Source organism: Williamsoniiplasma luminosum (assembly GCF_002803985.1).
GTDB classification, from domain to species: Bacteria; Bacillota_I; Bacilli_A; order Mycoplasmatales; family Mycoplasmataceae; genus Williamsoniiplasma; species Williamsoniiplasma luminosum.
Map to the genome: position 1 here is coordinate 155,722 of NZ_CP024963.1, position 22,531 is coordinate 178,252.

Annotated in this window: 22 protein-coding genes and 1 other annotated feature; all 22 genes read right to left on the minus strand. The window is 29.6% G+C overall.

The annotated features are described in order from the left end of the window. A complete protein-coding gene (gene rpoB / locus ELUMI_RS00645) occupies positions 1 to 3,819 on the minus strand; it encodes a DNA-directed RNA polymerase subunit beta (protein WP_035018871.1) in 3,819 nt (1,272 codons plus the stop codon). Positions 3,820 to 3,827: 8 nt separating this feature from the next. Then, a complete protein-coding gene (locus ELUMI_RS00650; protein ID WP_100618528.1) occupies positions 3,828 to 5,009 on the minus strand; it encodes a Fic family protein in 1,182 nt (393 codons plus the stop codon). A 312-nt stretch (positions 5,010 to 5,321) separates the two neighbouring features. Further along, complete coding sequence (gene rplL / locus ELUMI_RS00655) at positions 5,322 to 5,687, minus strand: 50S ribosomal protein L7/L12 (protein WP_025734411.1); 366 nt, start codon at positions 5,685 to 5,687, stop codon at positions 5,322 to 5,324. 23 nt (positions 5,688 to 5,710) lie between these two features. Beyond that, entirely contained in the window at positions 5,711 to 6,205 is a 495-nt protein-coding gene (gene rplJ / locus ELUMI_RS00660; RefSeq protein ID WP_025734410.1) for a 50S ribosomal protein L10, read from the minus strand. Positions 6,206 to 6,226: 21 nt separating this feature from the next. After that, positions 6,227 to 6,358: a sequence feature (ribosomal protein L10 leader region), on the minus strand. 598 nt (positions 6,359 to 6,956) lie between these two features. After that, positions 6,957 to 7,484 carry a cob(I)yrinic acid a,c-diamide adenosyltransferase gene (locus ELUMI_RS00665; protein WP_025734409.1) on the minus strand — a complete coding sequence of 176 codons (528 nt, stop codon included), beginning with the start codon at positions 7,482 to 7,484 and terminating at the stop codon, positions 6,957 to 6,959. A gap of 109 nt (positions 7,485 to 7,593) precedes the next feature. Next, the gene (locus tag ELUMI_RS00670; protein ID WP_025734408.1) at positions 7,594 to 8,268 is read right to left on the minus strand and encodes a hypothetical protein; all 675 of its coding nucleotides are present in this window, start codon (positions 8,266 to 8,268) and stop codon (positions 7,594 to 7,596) included. A gap of 234 nt (positions 8,269 to 8,502) precedes the next feature. Continuing rightward, complete coding sequence (gene rplA / locus ELUMI_RS00675; RefSeq protein ID WP_025734407.1) at positions 8,503 to 9,219, minus strand: 50S ribosomal protein L1; 717 nt, start codon at positions 9,217 to 9,219, stop codon at positions 8,503 to 8,505. Next, complete coding sequence (rplK, locus tag ELUMI_RS00680; protein ID WP_025734406.1) at positions 9,219 to 9,647, minus strand: 50S ribosomal protein L11; 429 nt, start codon at positions 9,645 to 9,647, stop codon at positions 9,219 to 9,221. Before rplK ends, rplA begins: the two co-directional genes overlap by 1 nt. 209 nt (positions 9,648 to 9,856) lie before the next feature. Continuing rightward, a complete protein-coding gene (gene nusG / locus ELUMI_RS00685) occupies positions 9,857 to 10,447 on the minus strand; it encodes a transcription termination/antitermination protein NusG (protein ID WP_025734405.1) in 591 nt (196 codons plus the stop codon). A 10-nt stretch (positions 10,448 to 10,457) separates the two neighbouring features. Continuing rightward, on the minus strand, positions 10,458 to 10,853 hold the full coding sequence (gene secE / locus ELUMI_RS00690; protein WP_025734404.1) for a preprotein translocase subunit SecE: 396 nt from the start codon (positions 10,851 to 10,853) through the stop codon (positions 10,458 to 10,460). A 2-nt stretch (positions 10,854 to 10,855) separates the two neighbouring features. Beyond that, entirely contained in the window at positions 10,856 to 11,014 is a 159-nt protein-coding gene (gene rpmG, locus ELUMI_RS00695; protein ID WP_084040341.1) for a 50S ribosomal protein L33, read from the minus strand. Positions 11,015 to 11,043: 29 nt separating this feature from the next. Continuing rightward, positions 11,044 to 11,622, minus strand: coding sequence for a sigma-70 RNA polymerase sigma factor region 4 domain-containing protein (locus tag ELUMI_RS00700; protein WP_025734403.1), 579 nt, complete (start codon positions 11,620 to 11,622; stop codon positions 11,044 to 11,046). A 396-nt stretch (positions 11,623 to 12,018) separates the two neighbouring features. Next, positions 12,019 to 13,770 (minus strand): AAA domain-containing protein, encoded by a 1,752-nt coding sequence (locus ELUMI_RS00710; RefSeq protein ID WP_025734401.1) that lies wholly within the window; start codon positions 13,768 to 13,770, stop codon positions 12,019 to 12,021. Positions 13,771 to 13,805: 35 nt separating this feature from the next. Further along, positions 13,806 to 15,182, minus strand: coding sequence for an AAA domain-containing protein (locus ELUMI_RS00715; RefSeq protein WP_025734400.1), 1,377 nt, complete (start codon positions 15,180 to 15,182; stop codon positions 13,806 to 13,808). 97 nt (positions 15,183 to 15,279) lie between these two features. Beyond that, positions 15,280 to 16,014, minus strand: a complete 735-nt coding sequence (gene rlmB, locus ELUMI_RS00720; RefSeq protein ID WP_025734399.1) for a 23S rRNA (guanosine(2251)-2'-O)-methyltransferase RlmB — start codon at positions 16,012 to 16,014, stop codon at positions 15,280 to 15,282. Further along, positions 16,014 to 17,339 carry a cysteine--tRNA ligase gene (gene cysS / locus ELUMI_RS00725; RefSeq protein WP_025734398.1) on the minus strand — a complete coding sequence of 442 codons (1,326 nt, stop codon included), beginning with the start codon at positions 17,337 to 17,339 and terminating at the stop codon, positions 16,014 to 16,016. Before cysS ends, rlmB begins: the two co-directional genes overlap by 1 nt. Before the next feature lie 11 nt (positions 17,340 to 17,350). Beyond that, entirely contained in the window at positions 17,351 to 18,259 is a 909-nt protein-coding gene (locus ELUMI_RS00730; protein ID WP_025734397.1) for an ECF transporter S component, read from the minus strand. Positions 18,260 to 18,270: 11 nt separating this feature from the next. Further along, complete coding sequence (locus tag ELUMI_RS00735) at positions 18,271 to 18,930, minus strand: uracil-DNA glycosylase (protein WP_025734396.1); 660 nt, start codon at positions 18,928 to 18,930, stop codon at positions 18,271 to 18,273. 51 nt (positions 18,931 to 18,981) lie between these two features. Beyond that, positions 18,982 to 20,289 (minus strand): hypothetical protein, encoded by a 1,308-nt coding sequence (locus ELUMI_RS00740; protein ID WP_025734395.1) that lies wholly within the window; start codon positions 20,287 to 20,289, stop codon positions 18,982 to 18,984. A gap of 51 nt (positions 20,290 to 20,340) precedes the next feature. Then, positions 20,341 to 21,708, minus strand: a complete 1,368-nt coding sequence (dnaB, locus tag ELUMI_RS00745; RefSeq protein WP_232695340.1) for a replicative DNA helicase — start codon at positions 21,706 to 21,708, stop codon at positions 20,341 to 20,343. A gap of 54 nt (positions 21,709 to 21,762) precedes the next feature. Then, on the minus strand, positions 21,763 to 22,206 hold the full coding sequence (rplI, locus tag ELUMI_RS00750) for a 50S ribosomal protein L9 (RefSeq protein ID WP_025734393.1): 444 nt from the start codon (positions 22,204 to 22,206) through the stop codon (positions 21,763 to 21,765). Positions 22,207 to 22,297: 91 nt separating this feature from the next. Further along, positions 22,298 to 22,522, minus strand: coding sequence for a 30S ribosomal protein S18 (rpsR, locus tag ELUMI_RS00755; protein WP_035018866.1), 225 nt, complete (start codon positions 22,520 to 22,522; stop codon positions 22,298 to 22,300). Positions 22,523 to 22,531 lie beyond the last annotated feature (9 nt).

Consider the following 22,531-nt stretch of genomic DNA (forward strand, 5'->3'; position numbering starts at 1 on the left):
CTATTTGAATGATTTTTCTATTTCATCACTATCAACATTCATCAATCCATCAAGATTGTTGAATCCAGATCCAACAGATAATTGATCATCTGATTGATATGCATTTAATTCAGGATCAAGATCATCTTCATCTTCATATGCATTAATTGCTAATTTACGACCAGCTTGATCTTCCATGTACATGTCAAATCCTAGTCCCATAATTTCTTTTGTTAAAACGTTGAATGATTCAGGAATTCCAGGTTCTGGAATTTCTTTTGAACGTACAATTGCTTCATAAGTTTTTGCACGACCTTTAATATCATCTGATTTAATGGTTAAGATTTCTCTTAGAATGTGAGCAGCTCCATAAGCTTCTAATGCTCATACTTCCATTTCTCCAAATCTTTGACCACCATTTTGAGCTTTTCCTCCTAATGGTTGTTGGGTAATTAATGAGTATGGACCAACGTTTCGGGCATGTAATTTGTCATCAACCATGTGTGATAGTTTCAACATATACATCACTCCAACAGCAATTGGTTTATCCATGACATCACCAGTAGCACCATCGATTAATTTAACTTTTCCGAAGTTAGTCATTCCAGCTTCTTCCATAATTTCATCTAGTTCTGTTGCTGTTAATCCTTCAAAAACTGGTGTTGCAATTTTAACACCCAGTTTTTGAGCAGCCATTCCTAAATGTAATTCAAGAATTTGTCCAATGTTCATACGTGAAGGAATCCCTTGTGGGTTTAGTAAGATATCAACTGGAGTTCCGTCTTCTAAATGCGGCATGTCTTCGATTGAAAGGATTTTTGAAATAACCCCTTTGTTTCCATGACGTCCAGACATTTTGTCCCCTTCTTGGATCTTACGTTTTTGCACAACATAAACTTTAATAACTTCTAAAACACCAGCTGGTAAATCAAATCCATCAGCGGCTGAGAAACGTTTGATTGTTTGCACAATCCCTTCCCCACCATTTGGTACACGTAATGAATTATCTTTCACGTTTCTTGATTTTTCACCAAAGATTGCATGTAATAATTTGTCTTCTGGAGATAGTTGGACTTGTCCTTTTGGAGTAACTTTTCCAACTAAAATATCTCCAACTTTAACTTCTGTTCCGGGAGCAACAATTCCATCAGCATCTAAGAATTTCTTAGCTTGTTCAGAAACGTTGGGAATTTCACGAGTAATTTCTTCGATTCCGATTTTTGTATTACGTCTTTCAATCACATATTCATCAATGTGAATTGATGTAAATTTATCTTCCATCACAACACGTTCACTCATAATTACGGCATCCTCAAAGTTGTAACCGTTGTAAGTTGTAAAGGCAACAACAACGTTTTGGCCAATTGCCAATTCACCTTGTTCCATTGAAGGACCATCAGCAATGATTTGTCCTTTTTCAACTTGATCACCAACTTTAATGATTGGAGAATGCACTAATGCAGTTCCGTTGTTTGAACGATCAAAATCAGATAGTTCATAAGTTTTGATGCCTTTTTTAGATTCAATTGTAATTAATTTTGAGTCAACATATTTGGCAATTCCTGATTCAAGGGCAACAACTGCTGCTCCTGAATCTCTGGCTGCTTCAAATTCAATCCCTGTTCCCACAATTGGAGATTCAGGATTAATTAATGGTACAGCTTGACGTTGCATGTTGGCACCCATCAATGCACGGTTGGCGTCATCGTTTTCTAAGAATGGAATCGCACTAGTGGCAACTGACACAATTTGTTTTGGTGAAACGTCAATATAATCAACTTCATCAATGTTGGCAACCATATCTTCACCACGGAAACGAGCAACCACAGTTTTGTTTAAGATTGTGCCATTATCATCTTGTTTAACTCCGGCTTGAGAAATAATAAAGTTATGTTCTTCATCAGCTGTTAAATAATCAATAATATCATTTTGGATAACTCCATTAATCACTTTTCGATATGGAGTTGTAATGAAACCATATTCATTAACTTTAGCATATGTTGACAAGTTGTTAATCAATCCAATGTTTGGTCCTTCAGGAGTTTCAATTGGACAAATTCTTCCATAGTGAGATGGGTGAACGTCACGAACTTCTAATCCGGCACGATCACGACTTAATCCCCCAGGACCTAAAGCAGTTAAACGACGTTTGTTTGTTAATTCTGAAAGTGGGTTAATTTGATCCATGAATTGAGATAGTTGTGACAAGTTAAAGAACTCACCAATAATCGCAGTTAATGGTTTGTTATTAATAATTGTTGAAGGTTTGATTTTGTATAGATTTGATGTTGCTAATTTTTCTTTAACATTTTTTTCAATACGCATCATTCCAATTCTGAATTGGTTTTGTAATAATTCACCAATTGTACGCACACGACGGTTTCCTAAATGATCAATATCATCAACTTCACCAATTAAATGTTTTAAGTTAATTACATAAGAAATTGAAGAAACGATATCAGGAATAGTTAAGAACTCTTCTTTATTATCGAAAGGCACTCCAATAATTGCAACTGTTGTTTTTCTTTGATCATTGTCAGCATAAACTTTTAGTTTTTGAATTTTTCTAGGTCCAGCAATTTCATTGGCAAATTTCACTTCTTGAGTCATGATATCTGCATTTAAAATTTGTTTGATTTCTTGGAAGTTTGATTTCACAATTTCAGTATCTTTGGCAACTAAAATATTTCCTTTTTTATCAACAATATCTTCAGCTAAAATTCTTCCGATTAAACGGTTTGAAACAGATAATTTTTGTTGTAATTTGAATCTTCCAGCTTTAGTTAAAGAGTATTTACGTTTATCAAATAATAATCCGTAAATAAATTTAGAAGCTCCTTCTGCTGTTGCAGTTTCACCTTGACGAATTTTTTTGTAAATTTCTTGAACTTGGTTATCTCAGTCTAAATCTCAATCCCCAGTTAAATTATCTTGTTCATAAGTATTTGCAAGTAATGATGCATTATCAAATAAATCTAAGACATCAGATTTTTCTAATCCTAAAGTTGTTAACAATGAAGTTGCAGTTAATTTACGTGACTTATCAATTTTTACATAGAAACAAGAATTTGATTTGTTTAAAATTTTCTTAGTTTCAGTTTCAAATTCTAATCATGTTCCTCTTGAAGGAATAATATCAACTGAATAAATGATCTCACCATTTTTACGGTTTAATGTTTTGTTGAAGTATGAACCTGGTGAACGCACTAATTGTGAAACAATTACTTTTTGTGATCCATTAATAATAAAAGTTCCAGAGTTAGTCATCATTGGAAGTTCTCCTAAGAAAACTTCTCCTGATTTATAAATTGATGCGTTAATAACTAATGCATTTTCTTTATCTTCAATCACGTCTACTTGAACAGAGTCAGCAACTGCTACACCTCTCACTTTGATTTCAAAAAAGTAAGAATCTCCAACACTTTGTTTGAAAGTCACAAGTTTGTTTTCAGCTTTGTCTTTTAATCATTCTGTGATCATTTTTTTAACATCTTTATCTGCAATCACTTCAGGATCTTTTTCAATTTCTTCACGTGCTGAAACAGCTAATTTTAAATTAGCATAGATTGGTGCATCATAAATTTTTGATTCAGCTTTAGCAGCTGAAATAGTTGTTCTTGGTTCTTGGAATTCTCAGTTTTCCATTGTCAAAACTGCTGTTCCATCGCTTGAAAGAATTGGAAAAATTTCATCAAATACTTCTTGCATCCCTTTTTCTTTGAATCATTCAAATGTATCCAATTGAACTTCAACTAAATTTGGTAATGGTAAGTTTGAAGAGAACTTTGTATAGTCTCTTCTTTCTACACCACGATTAATTTTTTTTATTTTGTAACTCATTTTTTCTCCTATTGGTCTTTTAATAGCAATCTTATTTTTTCTAAGAACTGATCGTTCAGTTCATAAAGAGTTGATTGTTTCTCTTCTTTTTTTATTAAGAAATTTAAATCAATCATTTTTTGAATGACATTTTTAATTTCTTCTTCTTTAACAAAGTTAACTTTTCTAATTTTAAAATTATTAACTATTTTATCTAATCTAAATGATTGTGTTTTGGAGGTGATGATTTTGATCACAATAGCTTGTTCGATCAGTGTTGCAAAAACCTTTGTTGGTGAATTTTTTTGTTCTTCAACCAATTCCTGAAATAAGGATAACCGGTATAAATTGTTTACTCCATTTTTGCAAATTTGTTTCATAAAATCTAAGAATGGATCAAGATTTAATTCTTCAAAACTTTGATTAGTTTTTTTAACAAAATCCTCTCAATTAGTACCAACATTGTACATTGTTTGTATCCCTTGTAAGTTTGGTGCAATTCTTTTTAGATATCACCTTGATAAGATGAAAGCTAAAGTGATGCTAAATTCTTGGTATGGGTAAATGAACAAGAAAGAATTTAAAATAATTCCTGCTTGCGTCGTTCCCGAAATATCTTTGTCCGAAAGCTTTTCAACATATTTAATAAATGCTTCAACTTCTTTGTCGATCACTTTGATTTGTGGTTTGATTGCATTTGTAAAAACAATCGGAGTTTCATTATTACGATAATAGTTAGATTTGATATCTAGATCAAATCCCATATTTCTAAACAAAATATGGACAACTAATTCATAATTATCTTCATTGATTTTAAATCCATCTTCATTAATCAAATTCATAATTTCAATTAGATTTCAAATTCTAAATTCATCACGATTTTTTGGTTTTTTTCCAGCTTCAATTTCTTTAATTTTTCTGATGATTTTTCAATAATCAGTTTCCTCAAAAGTTCCTTCAATAAGCAATAAACTGACAAATTCAATCAATCGCATATCATCTCTGGTTATTGAAAAATCATCTGAAATTTCATAAGCTTTAAAATAATCAAACAAAAATTTGTCACTATTAACTTGCTGGTTAAATGAAAAATGAAATTTTGCATTATTCGTCGCCGGCAAATTAGTGGCATAAATATTATTGTCTAAGTTTTTACTAGTTTTTTGAACTCATTTATCATTTAGAAAGTAATCTAAACCAACCACTCACATTTCTCCAATTCTGATAACAATAGACTTAGAGAATAGTAGAAGTTCTTAGCTAACTAAACTAATCTCAATCTAATAAGTTTACTACTTATTTTTGGAATTTCAAATATTTTTGGAATTTTTGTGCTAAAATGGTCAAACATTTAATTGTTAAACAAGAAAAATGTTTCCACCTTCTGAATTAATAATAAATTCGATAATTAATTATATTTAACTACTAAACGCTATCATATTATTTCTTTTAAAATAGTATTTTCTCATTTAAAGCAAAAAAAATACCCAATTGGGTATTTTAATAGCTTTGAAATTTTTAAATTATTTTAATGTAACAGCAGCTCCAGCAGCAACTAATGCATCTTTCATTGCTTCTGCGTCTTCTGGTTTCACGTTTTCTTTAATAGTAATTGGAACTGCTCCATCTACCATTTTTTTAGCATCCATTAATCCTAATCCTGTTAATTCTTTAACAGCTTTGATTAAGTTAACTTTTTGATCTCCGATTGCTGTAATAACAACACTCACTTCTGATGGAGCTGCGTTTCCAGCAGCTGCTGCAGGTGCTGCAACTGCAGCAGCAGCAACAACTCCAAAGTGGTCTTCGATTGCTTTAACTAAATCGTTTAATTCAGTTAATTTCATTTCTTCTAATGCTTTGATAATATCATCTTTTGTAATAGCCATGATTGTATTCTCCTATTTCTTTCTTATTCTGATTTTGTTTTAGCAACTTCTTTAGTTACTAACATAAATTGACGTAGTGGGTAAATCAATGATGAAGCGAACATACTGTATAATTCATCTTTTGATGGAATTGATGCAACTTCATTGATTGCTTGAGTATCCATTACTGCACCTTCGTAAATTCCGGCTTTTAAAACCAATTTTTCGTTTTCTTTTGCAAAGTTAGCGATTAATTTAGCTGGTGCAATTGGATCTTCTGAAAATAAGAAAACATTTTGTTGAGTTAAGAATGCTTCTAATGCATCAAACCCTGCTTCTTTAGCTGCCCTACGTACTAGTGAATCTTTGTAAACTTTAATTTCAATGTTTTTTGTTAAACACAAACGACGCAATTGTGTCATTTGGGCAACTGTTAAATGTTTATATTCAGCAATTGCAACACCGTTAGATTTTAGTTTATTCATGATTTCAGCAACTATTTCAGCTTTTTGTTTATGAGCTGGTCTTTCTAATTTCATAGAACCCTCTTTCTAACTATTAATTCCGAAAATAAAACCTCGAGTAAACCCGAGGAAAAAACAAAAAAGTTTTATTAAAAACATTTTATTTCCTCGGCCGCAAATTAAGAATTTTCATTCAGCGACTGTCTTAGGTAACTAATAGCATATTTATAATAGCATATTTTTCATAAAATGCACCTTTTATTATTTGCACTAGGTGTAATTATCTTTGAAATGTGTTTTTTTTATAAAAAACCCCCATTAAATGGGGGACGGGCCGCAATGGCCAAATAAGGAGAACTTTTATGTTTTTTAGACATAAAAATAAAATCACAAATCGACATATATAGCATTTATATTCATTGATCTGTGAATTCCTTAAATATATCGTACAAGTTTTTGCAAAAATAGAAAGGGCGAGCATAAAAAAAACAACAATATTTAACAAATATTATTAAGGTCCACTTTCAGGGGGCTTTTATAGCAACAACAATCTGTTATTGCTATAAAGATTGTAATCATAAGTTGAGTTACAATTTTAAATTTTTCAAAAATAGTGTCGTTTTCGTTTGAAAATAACACTATTTTTGTCAAAAAAGGCATTTCAAAAGTAGTTTTTGGAGTTTATGCTAAAATATATTCAGGGGTGGCCCTCCTTTGTTAAAGTATTCATATTGTATTCCTTGTTCTCTCTCTTTTTGTGTTACGGCTGCCTCAAAAAAATCTCATTATAAAAGTAAAGACCCTCATTTGAGGGTCTTTCTATTAATTAAAATTCGATTCCTTCACGAGCAATAACACCCTCATCCAGATAGTGCTTAATTGGTTTTATTTCTGAGATCAAATTTGCAACTTGATTAAGTTCTGCAAATGAATATCTACCCGAAAGCGCAACTTCTAAATGCTTGGATTTATTTTTAAGTGCTTCAACCAAATCTTTTTGATCAATAAATCCATTTTGAACAGCTCCTAAAATTTCATCAGCTAATAAAATATCTAGTTTTTCATTTTTCAATTGTTGTTTGAAGTATTCGTACCCTTCAAGTGTTTCTTTTTTAAATGTTTCAACTTCTTTTGGGTCCATTTCTCAAACAAACTTGGTTGAGAAATGATAAAAAGATTTAATATGAACACCTAATTTTTCTAAAATTGCATTTTCACTTGTTGGTCTGTTTTTTAAAAAACGGACGTATTCGACTTTTTTACCAGCCCCAAGTGCTCTTAAAACCATCCCGTTCAGGATTGAAGTTTTACCTTTTCCTTCTCCACAATAAATATGTATATAACCTTTTTCCATAACACTCCTTTTTAAAATTATATAAACAAAAATACCAATAAGTGGTATTTTCATTGAATTGTAAAAGATTTCCATTTTAAAATAATTTCTTGATTATTTTAAAATTTAATTATTGTGATCAAGGTCCGTCTCAAAATGTGCTTCAAGAACCATACCAAACACCTTTGTGTTGGGAATTTACTTGTGAAAGATATTTAGACCCACCTTGTTGGTAAAGTGATTTTCCTGTTAGAGTTCCAAGAACTCCAAATTCTGGAATCGTTTCAAGAAAGACTTTTCCCCCTTCATCGATGTTCGTCACTGATCAAAACATCATTGTCAAATAATTAGTTAATGAATCATCTAAATGTCATTTAGTATAACCAAATCAGTACCATGGGTTTTCTATTCATAAGCCTTGAGTACCTACTTTTTGTACCGAAACATTAAAATTATATTTTCCGTTTTCCAAAATAAGCATTTTTGATTCAAACATTTTGTTTAAAACTTTAGAAAAGTTTTGATCTAAAAATACATTTTGGATTTTTAGATTTTGGATTTGTTTGATTTGATTAACATCTAAAGTTAATGACCCATCTTTTTGCTTAATCGCATTAATAAAAATGTTTTTAATTTCTGATTCGTTTTTTGAGTTGATTTCTTCACTCATAATTTTTGCAATTTTTTCTACATAATTATAATTATTATTAACAACAACTTGATGTTTTTGTGTTATTTGTGGCACCATTGCCCCAATCGAACTTGCGCTTAAAAATGTAGAACTTAACAAGATTGCTAGTTTCATATTTTTTTCTCCTATTTCTAAAAACTCAATTTCTTTGAGTGTTGAATTATGAAATTTTTTTATTATTTTTTAATTAGCATCTGAAAGAAACTGGTCTTCTTTAATAATTATATTCCTTTTGAAAATAGAAATATGATTATCAATAAATATCATTAAAATTAACAACTGAATCAAAAAACACTAGCAAAGCTAGTGTTGTCAAAATTATTAAATCTATTTAAATTTAAGAGATTTTTATTTTTTTGATTCAGTAAATGAACCTTTCATTCCTGGAGCTAAAACTTTAATTCCAGGACCCATTGTTGTAGAGACTGTTACATTTAACATGTATTCACCTTTTACAGTTTGGGGTTTTGATTTTTGGATTACCTCTAATAATGCATTGAAGTTAGCTTGTAATTGTTCAATTGTGAATGAAGTTTTACCTAAAATTGAGTGAATATTTCCTTCTTTATCAGCACGGTATTCAACTTTTCCTTTTTTAACATCTTCAATTGCTTTAGCAACATCCATTGTAACTGTTCCAGTTTTTGGGTTTGGCATTAATCCTTTTGGCCCCAAAACTTTTCCAATTGCTCCTAATTTTGCCATCATTTCTGGGGTTGCAATAATTACATCAAAATCAAATCAGTTTTCTTTTTGGATTTTTGTAATTAATTCTTCTCCACCAACAAAGTCAGCTTTTGCATCAGTTGCTTCTTTAGTTTTAGTATTTGTTAAAACTAAGATTTTTTGAGATTTACCAGTTCCTGATGGAAGCACGATTGCTCCACGGATTTGTTGATCTGCTTTTTTTGGATCAATATTTAAATTAAATGCAATTTCAACTGTTGCATCAAATTTAGTAATTGATGTATCTTTAGCTAATTGTAAAGCTGTTTTTGGATCATATTGAGTATGACGTTCAACTTTAGCAGAAGCTACTTTTAATTTTTTTGATAACTTAGCCATTATTTGTCGTCTCCCATTCCTTCAATTTTGATTCCCATATTTTTTGCAGTTCCAGCAATGATTTTCATTGCACTTTCAACTGAATTTGCATTCAAGTCTACTAATTTGTATTCTGCAATTTTTTTGATTTCATCAACAGAGATTGTTGCAACAACTTCTTTACCAGATAGTTTTGCACCTTTTTGAATATTTGCTGCTCTTTTCAATAACACTGCAGCTGGTGTTGTTTTTAAAACGAAGTCAAAAGATTTGTCATTATACGCTGTAATAACAACCGGAACAACGTCTCCGGCACGTTCTTTTGTTGCCTCATTGAATTGTTTTGTGAATTCAGGCATGTTAATTCCTAATGAAGCCAATTCTGCTCCTGGTTTTGCTTGCATAGCCATAAATTCTAATTTTGCTATACGTGTGATTTTTTTAGCCACGGGTAATACCTCCTAAAGTATTAAATCTGTGTCACATCTTTACTCGCTGTGGTTCATACGAATTTGTTTGATTCTCCCACAATAAAAATCGACCTATTAATTTTATCACCTTTCTTTAGAAATGAAAGGGGAAATATTAGTAAAAAATCTCCAAAAAACGAAAACAAATTTGTTGTTATTTTTCATTTTTTGGAGATTTTTGAATTAAATTAAAATTCTTTTAATGATTCAATATTGGCGATTGAAACTTCAGCTGGTGTATAACGACCAAAAATTTCAACTGAAACGATCGCTGTTTTTCCTTCGGGATCTAATTCTAAAATTTTTCCTTCAGTCCCTTTGTAAGGGCCATCATTGATTAAGACGATTTGATCAACTACAAAACCAACATTTTCAGGTTCAGCTGTTTGTTCTTCAATCATTTCTTTATCTGGGGTTGTTAACATTTTAATTACTTCATCATCAGTTAATGGAAATGGTTTAGCCCCTCTTCCAGATGAACCAATAAACCCAGTTACCCCTGGAGTATTACGAACAACAAATCATGCATGTTCACTCATAATCATATTGATAAAAATATAACCAGGAAATCTATTTTTGATCACTTCTTTGCCTGCTTTTGTTGTTGTTAAACCTTTTGAAATTCTTACATCAAAAACATCACTTTGTAAGTTAGAAGTTTTAATTTTTTGAACTAAATCTGAAAGCACTTTGTCTTCGTGACCAGTTTGTGAATTGATTACAAATCACTGCCCCTTCATATTTAATAATTCATCGATTAGTTTGTTGTTGTCTATCATTTCTTACTCCTTATGTTACTTTTATCAAAACAAATAATTGTTGCAATCCCAAATCTATCAAGAAGAACATCGCTGCAGTTATCACCATGAAAATTATAACTGTGACATATTTATTTGTTAAGTTTTTAGATGTTGATCATTTGATTTTGTTAACTTCCTTAACTAGTTTTACAGGAAATTCTTTGGTTGCTAATTTAAGATCAATTTTGTCTTTTGGGTCTTTGGTTTTTTTAACTTTAATCTTTCGATTAGTTTCTTTTTTTAACTCTTTTAAATTCTTGGGTTCTTTTGATTGTTCAAGTTGTTCAACTTGGTTTTCAACCCCTGGTTCAAGAGTTGGATCAGCTTGTTTTTTTTCAGCTTTAAGTTTTTTATTGAATAGTTTATCAAACAATTTCTTAAACATGATTACCTAGTCTCCTTATGCAGTGTATGTTGGTTGCAAGTTGAACAAAATTTTTTCACTTCTAAACGCTCTTTTTGTGTCAAAGTGCTTTTAGTTAAAGTGTAATTACGATTCAAACATATTTCACATACTAAAATAATTTTTCTACTATTAGAACCCATAAAAACCTACCTATAATCTTATTTTTATATTATACAAGCATTTTAGATAAATCACTAATGGTTTTATTAAGAATTCTTTTTAATTTGTTTCTTGAAATTTCATATTTTTTGGAAATTTCAACATACGTTGTTCCTGATACATATTCTTGAAAGAAAATTTTTGCCATTTCATCATTTTCTGATGATTCAAAATAATCATCAATAGCGATTTTCATTGTTAGCTCACTTGAAAAATTTTCGATTGTGTTTTCGTTTTCGATTCACTCATATTCAATCACGTTGAAATTCAAAATGCGGTGTCGATTATTAACAAACGCAGCAGCATAATCCATGCATTTTCAATAGACTGAATCAATGACAAAGTTGATCATTGTCTTTCTTGTTTTCATACTCATAAATTTGCTTATTGCTTCATCAAAAGCCATTCAAGCAATTGATGTAAAATCATTTCTTTCAAGTGGAATACTTGGAAATTTACTTAGAACTCGAGTGATTGCAAATTGAATTGGTTTTTCCAATTTTGCAAACAGCTCATATTTTTCATGTATTTCAGTTTCGCTTCATTTTGCATTTGTAAGATTGAAGCTTATTTGGGGGTAGTTGTCCATCTCATCTCCTAAGCAGTTTGTCTGCTTAGAGAAAATTATTATCCAAAAAAAATATTTTACAAGGTGTTTTTACAAGAAAAAAATAAAATTTATTGGTTATTTTTTTGAAAAAAAATCTAAATAGAGATATAAGATAACCCCAAATTTAGATTTTGTTTTTTACATTTTTAAACCTACAAAAGAACAATTATAAGTGTGATTCCAAAAATTAAAAAAATTGTAAGAATTGGTATGACTCATTTAAACACCTTTTTTCGTCATTCTTTTAAAACTTTTGTGCAATGTACACATTTTGAAATAGTGTAACCATCACAAGAACTTGGATTAGTACAACCGATTATTTTGTTATTAATATTTTCCATTTTTATTCCTTTCTTCATTAAATATTGTCATTATTTAAAACTTAGATTTTAATCTTTTTTCTTTATTGTTAATTAAAATCGAAATGTCATTTATAATTTTTTCTTTTTTTAATTTGAAATCTATTTCTGTAATTCTGTAGATATCATATCCTTTATGTTCCAAGAATTCTTGTCGAGATTTGTCGCTTAAATATTTATCCACACCTTGACCACCATGGTATGCGTAGCCATCTACTTCTATCCCAAATATAAATCGGTTCTTAGAATCCACTAATGCAATATCAATAGAATAACTCCCAACTTCATATTGTTTTATTAGTTTTGTTTTATATTCTGTTTTAACATTATTTATAATGAAATCTACAACATCTCTCTCAAAACCCGAATCTACCTCACCAAAAGATTCTTCAATTTTCATATGTGGTTTATTTGAAAATTTCTTTTGTTCTGTGTGGTTCATATTTAAAAATTCTAATCAATTTTTAAATGTTTGAAAATCATCAGAGTTTGCTGATTTTACATTCTTAGAATTGACCGATTTTACAACTATCATCTTATGTTTAGCTCTTGATATTGCAACGTTTAATGCATGCTTGCCACCTTGTCTTGCGACATATGTTGAACCAATGTTTGTGTTTGAATCATAAACAACAGATACGATAACAATCTCCGCTTCATCCCCTTGAATATTTTCTATATTTCTAACAACCAATTTTTCATCTTCCATAGCCTTATAGAGTAGTGGATATTTTTCTAATATTTCTTTTTCGATTAATTGTCTTTGATTAGCATTGAAAGTTAAGATTATCATAGACTCATATTTATTTAAGTGTTTCATCGCTAGATAGATTACTTGATTTGCTTCAACTTTATTTGTACCAGAATCTCATTCACCATCAACATTAATAACTTCAATTGGATCTTCTTCACAATATTGTTCATGATCTAAAACATCAAGTTCAGAATTGTAAAATTCTTTTGCCGAAAATGACATCAATGCAGCTGAAGAAGATCTATAGTTTTGGTTTAACATAACTTCAAACACACCCTTATCGAAGGCATAATCTAAAAGTGATTCTGCATTTTCAGCAACATCTTCTTCCTCTTCATCTATATCATTAACTGATCTAGTAGTAAATCATCTAGATGGTTGCATTTGTTGTGTGTCACCAGCTAAAATTTTTGTTTTTGCTAAATATAAAATCGGTAGCCCCACTTCTAAAAACATTTGAGAAGATTCATCTAAAATTGCATAGTCAAAATATTCTTTTTCTCAATTAATAAATTCTGTTTGTGGTGTGGTTATTATTACAGGAAATAATTCTTTGATTATTGAAACGTGGTCGTTCATGAATTTGATTGGAATTCTCCTTCCTGCTCTAACTGCATTAGCAAACCTTTTGTAATCCTTGTATTCTTCTGTTTTTGTTTTGTGTCAATGTTGAATTTTATAAATAGTTTTAGATGACAAGACATCAACAAGATATTGTTCATCTGATTTGTGCTTTAATCTTTGAAGGTTATTATCTGAACATTCAAGAATATCCTTGACATCTTGTGGTGTGGTTAGTTTTAATTGTTCAACAATTATATTAAGATCCATATTAACGTTGTTTAAAATATCAAGTGCTTTTGTACAAATTTCTTTAACAAATTTAGGAGTAATTTTAAATCACAAAAATTTTTTATATTGAATATTATTCATTAACATGAAATCAGCTTCGTATTTTTTTAAATTAGAAAATTCTATTGGATATTGAAATTCAGTGGAAAGTTTCAATATCATATAGATAAGTTCTTTTTTTGGATAGAAAGCTTCAATTAGTGAAATTGATGTATAAAATGTTTCATTTTTTTAGTTCTAGAAATAATTTCCAACATTTTTTGTTCAGTTTTAGAAATAATTTCTCTATTTTGTCTTTGCCCAAACCCACTACTGTTTTCAACCATTTGAATAAATTTTTGCAATGGTTTATAAAATTCGGTCTTGTCCATTTTGTTGTCATTCAACAAGAATAGCGCAAACGGAGCAATTTTGCCTAGTCTTTTTTTGAGAACATCTAATGCAGCCTTTTTTTGCGACATCACAATAGCTTTGTTATTATTTGCAAGTACATTCGCAATAATGTTTGCAATAACTTGTGATTTTCCCGTTCCTGGAGGGCCTCAAATGATAGTGTCTTGAATTAATGATGAAATTAATGCTTTATCTTGTGAAAAATTACTTGGTTGAATTCTAAGAATCTCACCAGATCTTCCTGTCACAAATGTTTCTACATTTTCTTTATAGATATTTTTATTTGGTTCCACGTCTAATATTTCATCAATTTCGTCATTTTCAATAATTTTTTGCATTACTTTTCTCAATTGACCACCAGAGGGTTTGAACATTCCTAAAATTACACCAGGATGGAATAACAAATTTTTATTTTTAACATCGCCGGCTTTTTTTTCAATAAATTCTGCACTTAAATCTATACTCATTTCATCAATGTTTAATTGATGAAGAATTTTATTCAATAAGTCAGAAAATTCATCATCTTGTTGAAAAATATCAGAATTTATGGGCAACCCCGCCTCACTTAACATAAAGATTAATTTTTCATTTATTTTTCAAGTATCTTCACTTTTTATTTGAATGTCTTCATCTTGAATGTTCAATTGAACCTCTTTAAGAAGCAACGGGGCATATAATTCCTTTGTTGGTGTTTTCAATGAAATAAATAATGTAGCAACATGCAGAGGCCAGATATTTTCTTGAATATTAGAGTCCAAAACTTTACGTCGATATTGCTTTCATCTAGTTTTTTCTTTTTGTCGTTTTTCTTCTAATGATTCTAGCAATTCATTTTTTGTAGATAAAAAAGTTTTCGGATCCATTAAGAGTATTTTTTTAGTGTTGAAAAGCTTTTCTTTATATTTTGCGTATAGATCAATAATAATCTCTGGAGAATCCGTGGTTTTTACTTTAGTAATTAAATCCAAGATATCAATTTCGTTTAATGTGATGGTAAATTGTTTTTGATTTATTATTTTATTCGAAATAGTCTTCGAAAATTTGGTTGTCATATCAAAAGAATCTATATTATTTACTTTTGTATGTAAATTCTGATCTCTTCCTTTAATATCTAGTAAATTGTTTAATAGTCTAGTATATTTCTTATCGCTTTTTTTTGATTCTGATTGAATTCCAGTCATATTTTTGTTTTGCTCCTTCACTTTCAACATTAAAACTTAAAAAATAAGCATAATTTTATCAATTAATGCTTATTTAACCATTATTTTGGGTTTTTGATTAAAATAATTTAATTTTTTTGCCAATTTCATATAAAAGGATTCCTGTGGCCACACTCACATTATATGAATCAATGATTTTAGTGGATGGAATGAAGATGTTTAAATCACTATTTTTAGTTAATAAATCACTCACTCCATATTGTTCATTTCCAATTATTAAAGCTGTCTTTTGGGCAAAATCTACATCTCTAATATCTTGAGCGTTTTTGTTTAAATTTGAAGAATAAATTCAATATCCTTGTTTTTTCAATTCAGCAATCACATTATTCAAATTAGATACTTTTGAAATTTCTAAATCATAAACACTTCCCGCACTAGTTTTAACAACTGTTGGGGTCACCATGACTTGTTTGTGATCCATAATCACAATATTTTTAACACCTAATAATGTCGCACTTCTGATAATCGCTCCAAAATTATAAGGGTCATGAATTTGATCCAAAATTAAAATTAAATCCTTATCTCTTTTTGCAAAACTATTTTTAATTTCACCAAAAGGTTTGTAATTATATTCCTTGACTTCAGCAATCACATTTTGGTGATTAACAACTTCATCAAACATTTTGTTTAAATCAATTTCATTTTTTTTAATAACTTTGATATTAAATTCATTGATGTTGTTATTGCCATCAAATTCATTGATGTTTTTAACATAAATGAATTTGATCATTTTTGGATGCTTATTTAAGAATTCTTCAACTGCATGTTTTCCATAAATTAAATTTGGTTTCATTACATTAACCCTTTCTTTTCTAATTTAGCTCTCAGCACATCGGCCTGTTCAAATTTTTTATCCAAAATTAATTGATTTCATTTTTTTAACTTAATTTCATCAGCTTCTTTGATTTCAACATTTAGAAGATCTGTAAAACCCAATGTTTCCAAGATGTGTTTTAATTGACCGAATAAAGTGAAGATACAGTCAAAATGCACTTTTTGATTGACTAGTTGATTAATATGTTTTATCAATTCTTCAATGATTGACAAAACTAAACTTGTATTTAAATCATTATCCATTGCTTGTTCAAAATCTTTTACATAATTTTTGATATTTGATTTTTCGATTCTTTCAAAAATTGTTTTTGAAAGAATAACTTTTTTTCTTAAATTTTCTAACTTATCAAAGAATTTTTTCGCTTGCTCAATTAAATCATCAGTTAAATTTAGTGGCTGTTTGTAATTTGTTGATAAAAAAATTCATCTTAAAATGTTAGCGTTATATTCTTTGATAAAGTCTTTGACTAAAAAAACATTTCCGATTGATTTGCTCATTTTTTGGTCATTCAAATTTAAATGCCCATTGTGCATTCAAATGCATGAGAGTTCTTTTTGATTATGAGCTAAATATTGAATTCTTTCATTTTCATGATGTGGAAATTTTAAATCAATTCCCCCAGAGTGAATATCGATTGTTTTCCCATTAAAATAATCTTCTATCAACAATGCACATTCTGTGTGTCATCCTGGTCGACCTTCACCAAAAGGAGAATTTCAGGTTTTTCCAACATTGGTTTTTTTTCACAAACTAAAATCTAAAGGGTTTTTCTTTTTAAGATCAATTTCAACTCTTTCACCACTGATTAATTCTTCTGGTTTTCGACCAGATAATTCACCATATTCTGGTTTTCATTTGTTAATCGCGAAATAAACATCCCCATCAACATTATAAGCATATCCTTGCTCAATTAAGTCATTGATAAAAATGATCATTTTATCAATGTGCTTGCTAATCGGTTCTAATTTATTTGGCATGAAAATGTTCAAAGATTTTAAATCATCAAGATATGCTTTTGTATAAAATTTAGAAATTTCTTTTTCGGTTTTATTTTCTTCAATCGCTTTGGCAATAATTTTGTCATCAATATCTGTGATGTTTTGCAAATAGTCAACTGTGATGTTTTTGCTTTTTAAAAATCGCACTAAAACATCCATTAAGATTGCTGGGCGAGCATTACCAATATGGATGTAGTTGTAAACTGTAGGACCGCAAGAATAAATTGTTACAGCTTTTTGCTGTAACAAACTTTTATTTCTTGTTAAGGAATTATATATTTTCATTTAATCCTTTCTTATTTTTTTAGAATTGGACGCATTACATAAAAGACTGTTGACAACACGGTTGCATTAAACGCGATTTTAACTGGTGTTTGTAATAATCGAACTATAACCATTGAACTATAACCACCTTGATAGTCAGGAATTCCAAAAATTTCAGAATCTCCCCAAGATGCTAGTAAAATAGTTGCCAGTGTTTCGGTCACGACGCACAACAAAACTATTGGTAAAATGATTTCTAATCATTTTCCTTTTTTTAGACCAATTAAAACAAATGAAAAGATCCAAACCATAATTAAGGTAGCACCCATCATTATTAAAAACATTGATGGCACTAGTTTTGCAGGAATGTTAATTCCAAAGAAAACAGCATCTTTTTGATCACTATTGATTGTGATTGCTCACATCACAGCTGTGAAAATGATTGTATAAAGATTAATTAATGAAAATGTTCATCATTTATTTTTACCTTTTAATTTGGTTGTATAAGACATAATTCCAGCTCAAAAACCAAAAGAAATAGCAACAAACAAGTAAGCGATGTGAATATATGAAGGAATAAAAATTATACATAATCCTTCAGTTACAATTCCGACAATAAACCCAACGATTGGTCCAAAAAACATTCCCGTAATTTTAATCATAATTCCACTAAAGGCAATTCTGATCGGAGGAAAAACCGTCACTGGTAGAGTCATTGAAATGACGACCGTAATTGACACCGATACCGCAACCATCATTGCAATATAAGTTATATTTTTAGTTGTAAATTTAAGTCCGTTGTATGGTAATTGTCTAGATTTTCGATAATTATAATAGAGCGCTGATGTTAAAAAAAACAAAAACGCACTTAGTAATGTAAAACCAGCAGTAGCATAAGCCATATTCGTGTCTTTTAATAAGAAATTGCTTATTTCGCCCATATCTGTTCCTTCTATTTTTCTCAATTGATTTCCGTTTTATTAAGTTTCCTTAATTCACAATTGATTTTTGAAAATGGTTTTGTCCCTTTAAAAAATTTTTCATAACTAAATGGCGATGGATGGCCAAACTCTAATTTAATATTGTTACTACTAAATTTTAAAGTATTATATGTCTTTTTTGCTCAATTCCCAAATAAAACATATATATAAATAGTACTATTTTTATTTAAAAATTTTAAACAATTATTCATAAATTTTTCTCAACCGAAATTTGCATGAGATCCCGGTCTTGATTCACTGACTGTTAAAGTTGAATTAATTAAGAAAACTCCTTGTTTTACCCAACCTGATAAATCGTTATTTTCGAAGTGATCAATCGCTAAATCAGCTTTTAATTCTTTGAAAATATTTCTTAAACTTGGTGGAGTTTTTACAGCATTTGAAGTTGAAAAAGCAATCCCGTTTGCTTGATTTTTCCCATGATATGGATCTTGTCCAATGATAATAACTTTAACCTCATCAGGTTTGATCAAATCAAAGATTTTAAAAATATTTTCTTCAGCCGGATAAATGGTGTTATGAATTTTTTCTTCTTCAATCTTTGCCATTAATTCTTGAAAATATAGTTGTTTTTTTTCTTCTTCAAAAAATTCATTTCATTCTTTTAACACATGACCCCCCTAAATTAAAAAATGTAGATTGACTCTACATTAATTATTTTATTATGCTTTTGTAATATTTAATTCAGTCAATTTAATATTACTAAATAAACCTTGTCCTGGTTTAATATCTTTATTACCATCTTTAATGAAGTTATGTTGATCGTTAAATTGATATCCAACAAAAGTTCACTTAGCAAAGTATGTTTTGGTTGTTGAACCATCTTTTGCTTTTAGATTAGCTTCTTTAATGATTGGTCTAAAAACTGGCTTCATTCCACTAAATGTTGTTTTTACATTATATTTCTCAGCTTGTTCGTTTTTACTGTCCGTTGTAAATTTATAGTTAATTGTGATTGAAGTTTCATCTCCTAAGAAGAATTGCCCATCTTTAGGATTTCACTTATGAATTGTCTTATCTTCTTTTTTTTCAGTAGATTTTTCGATAATAATTCAATCAACTTGAACATCTTTAGGGTTTGCTTCTGCAGGTTTTTCTATTGTTGGTTTTTCAATTACTTTAACATGTGTTGTTGGTAATTTACCACCAAAAATAAATTGGTTAAATGGTTTAGATTTGTCTTGACCGACTTTTTCAATTTTTTCTTTATAGTCAATACCCGTATTAACATCTTCAAATTCTTTAAGGGTTTCTGATACAGGTTCATTTATCTCTGCACTTTCACCTTCTACTTTAGAAGTGAACTCAACCACTTTAGAATCCATTAAGCTAATTTTTGGGTTATCAGTTTTAGAAATATGTTGTTCAGTTCAACTTGAATCTTGTAAATTTGAATCTAGACCTAAAAAATTTTTAACAAAGTCTGCTCCAGCACTATCAGGTGTTCCGAAAGCTTTTTCTGCAAGATCTCACGCTGCTTTAGCAGCATCTGCTGTTAAATCTTCTCTTTTAACTTTATGTAATCAATATAAACCACCAATTGAAGAAATATTTGTTTTCTTAAATTTATTATAAAAGTCTAATGGCTTCTCACCTTGTGTTTTTTCTCATCTATAAATCCCATGAACGGCTGCGGTTTTACTTTCATCATCAGCATCAGCTCCAATTAAAAGTTCATTATATTGGCTAAAACGGTTTTTATCATTAATAAAAGCTGGGGTTAAACTTAGTAAGTTTCTTAGTCTTGCAATAGTATTATCAAAAGCGACTGATTTATCTCCTAAAAAATTACCTTGAAAGGCTTTAACTCGATCTGCGTCATTGTATTCGCTTCAGTTTCCTTCATTGGGAACAAAATCACCATCAAATTTAATTGGGACTTTATGAACTGGAACTTCACAAGAAACAACAGTTAGAGCTGCTGAACTAGTCACAGTAAGCCCCATCAAAATTGAAAGTATTTTCTTCATTTCTATCCCCTTTTCATTTAAATAACTATTATATTATACACATTTTATTTTTTAGTTGCTTAAATCTATGAATTTACCAAATTGCATGTTAAATGATAATTTAACATTTCCAGTTGGTCCGTTACGGTGTTTTGCAATAATTAGCTCCGTATCTTGCATCTTTTTGTCATTAAAATCTTTTTTAGTATCGTAGTATTCTTCACGATATAAAAACATTACCATGTCGGCATCTTGTTCAATCGCCCCAGAATCACGAAGATCAGACAGCATTGGTCTTTTGTCTTCACGTTTTTCCACTGAACGTGATAATTGTGATAAACAAATAATCGGAATCCCAATATCACGAGCAATTCTTTTTAATTGACGTGAGATATTAGAGATTTCGTTTTGACGATCAGTTCCATTTGAACCAGGTGTTGAGATCAATTGTAAATAATCAATCACACATAAATTGATGTCTTCATCTCTTTTTAATTTATGTAATCTTGATTGGATTTGTTGGATTGTAACCCCTGGTGTATCATCAATAAATATTTTTGTTGTTTGTAAGCGGTCATTGGCTTTATGAATGTTTTCTCACTCAAATTGAGAAATATTTTTTCCCTTTTGCAATTTTTTATAATCAATTTGAGATGACATTGACAGAATTCGATTTGTCAATTGTTCTTTTGGCATCTCAATTGAAAAAATTGCAATACTGTTCTTTTTATTATTCTTTTTAGAAATTGAGGCATTATAAGCCAAATTCAAGGCAAACGCAGTTTTTCCCATTGATGGACGAGCAGCAAGGATTACTAAGTCACCAGGTTGAAATCCTAAGGTCATTTCATCAAGATTACGAAACCCTGAAGGTACTCCTAATAATGTTTCTGTTTGTTTTTCAAGTTCTTGCATTTTTTTCAGAACTTTGTCCATTGTTACCCCAATTACTTCAACGTTATTTTTGTTGTTTGCTAAGTCTAAAGATAATAATTCGGTTTGGGCTTTGTTTATCACTTCTTCAAGATCGGGATTGGTTAAACGTTCTTTTTCAATATTTTTTAATTTTTGTTCAAATTTACGAGCAATTGATTTACGATAAACAATTGAAATCATTGATTCTAAATCAGCATCAGTCACAAATTTATCACTAATTTCAGAAATTGAATCAACTCCTCCAGCTTGTTCTAATTTTTTTTGATTATCTAATTCATCAACGATTGTGATTGATGAAATTTCTTTAGAATTTGAATTTAATTCGACGATCGCTTTGAAAATTAATTTGTGTGATGACACAAAAAAATCATCAACAGTTAGTGATGAAAAAATATCTGGCAAAGCGTTTGGCGAGTGCATTGCAATCGCCAAAATCGCTTCTTCAGCTTCGTTTAAATTTTCTACTTCTTTATCTATTACCGGATTATTCATTTTGTTTTCCATTCAAGTCTAATAATATTTTATATGATTTTTTGTGGAGCCAACAAAAAAGAACCATTAAGCTGGTTCAATGTTAATTTTTAATTTTGCAATTATCGAATGATGTAATTTGATTTCTAGTTGGTAAGAACCAACTTTTTTTAAAGAATCGTGGTCTTTAATTTTTCTTTTATCAACTTCGATTTTGTGTTCTTCTTTTAAAATGTTGACAATTTGAGCATCAGTAATTTGACCAAATGCTTTATCATTTTTAACTTCAAGATGAAATGTTAAAACTAGTTCTTCAAGTTGTTTTTTTAATAATTCAGTTTCACCTTTATCTAAAGCATCTTCTTCTTTTTCAATTTTGATTTTAGTATTTAAAGACTTGATTGATCCTTGGGTTGCTAATTTAACTAGCCCTTTTGGGATCAGGAAATTTGTGGCGTATCCGTCAGATACGTTTTTGATTTCATCCTTTTTTCCTTGTCCTTTGACATCTTGTAAAAATATAACTTTCATAAGTACCTCTTACTATTATTTTATAGAATAAATTTCTGAAACAAAAATAAAAAAACTTATTAATTGAATTAATAAGTTTTGATAATATTTGTTATTCAACGATGTATGGTAATAATCCCATTTGACGTGAACGTTTAATTGCTAATGCTAAAACTCTTTGATCTTTTGGAGATGTTCCAGTAACTCTTCTTGGAAGAATTTGTCCATTTCCTGAAATAAATTTTTTCAATAATTCTAGATCTTTATAATCGATATATTTAATATTGTTTTTAGCAAAGAAATTAACTTTTTTACGTCTTTTAATGATTTTTTTCATAGTTAATGC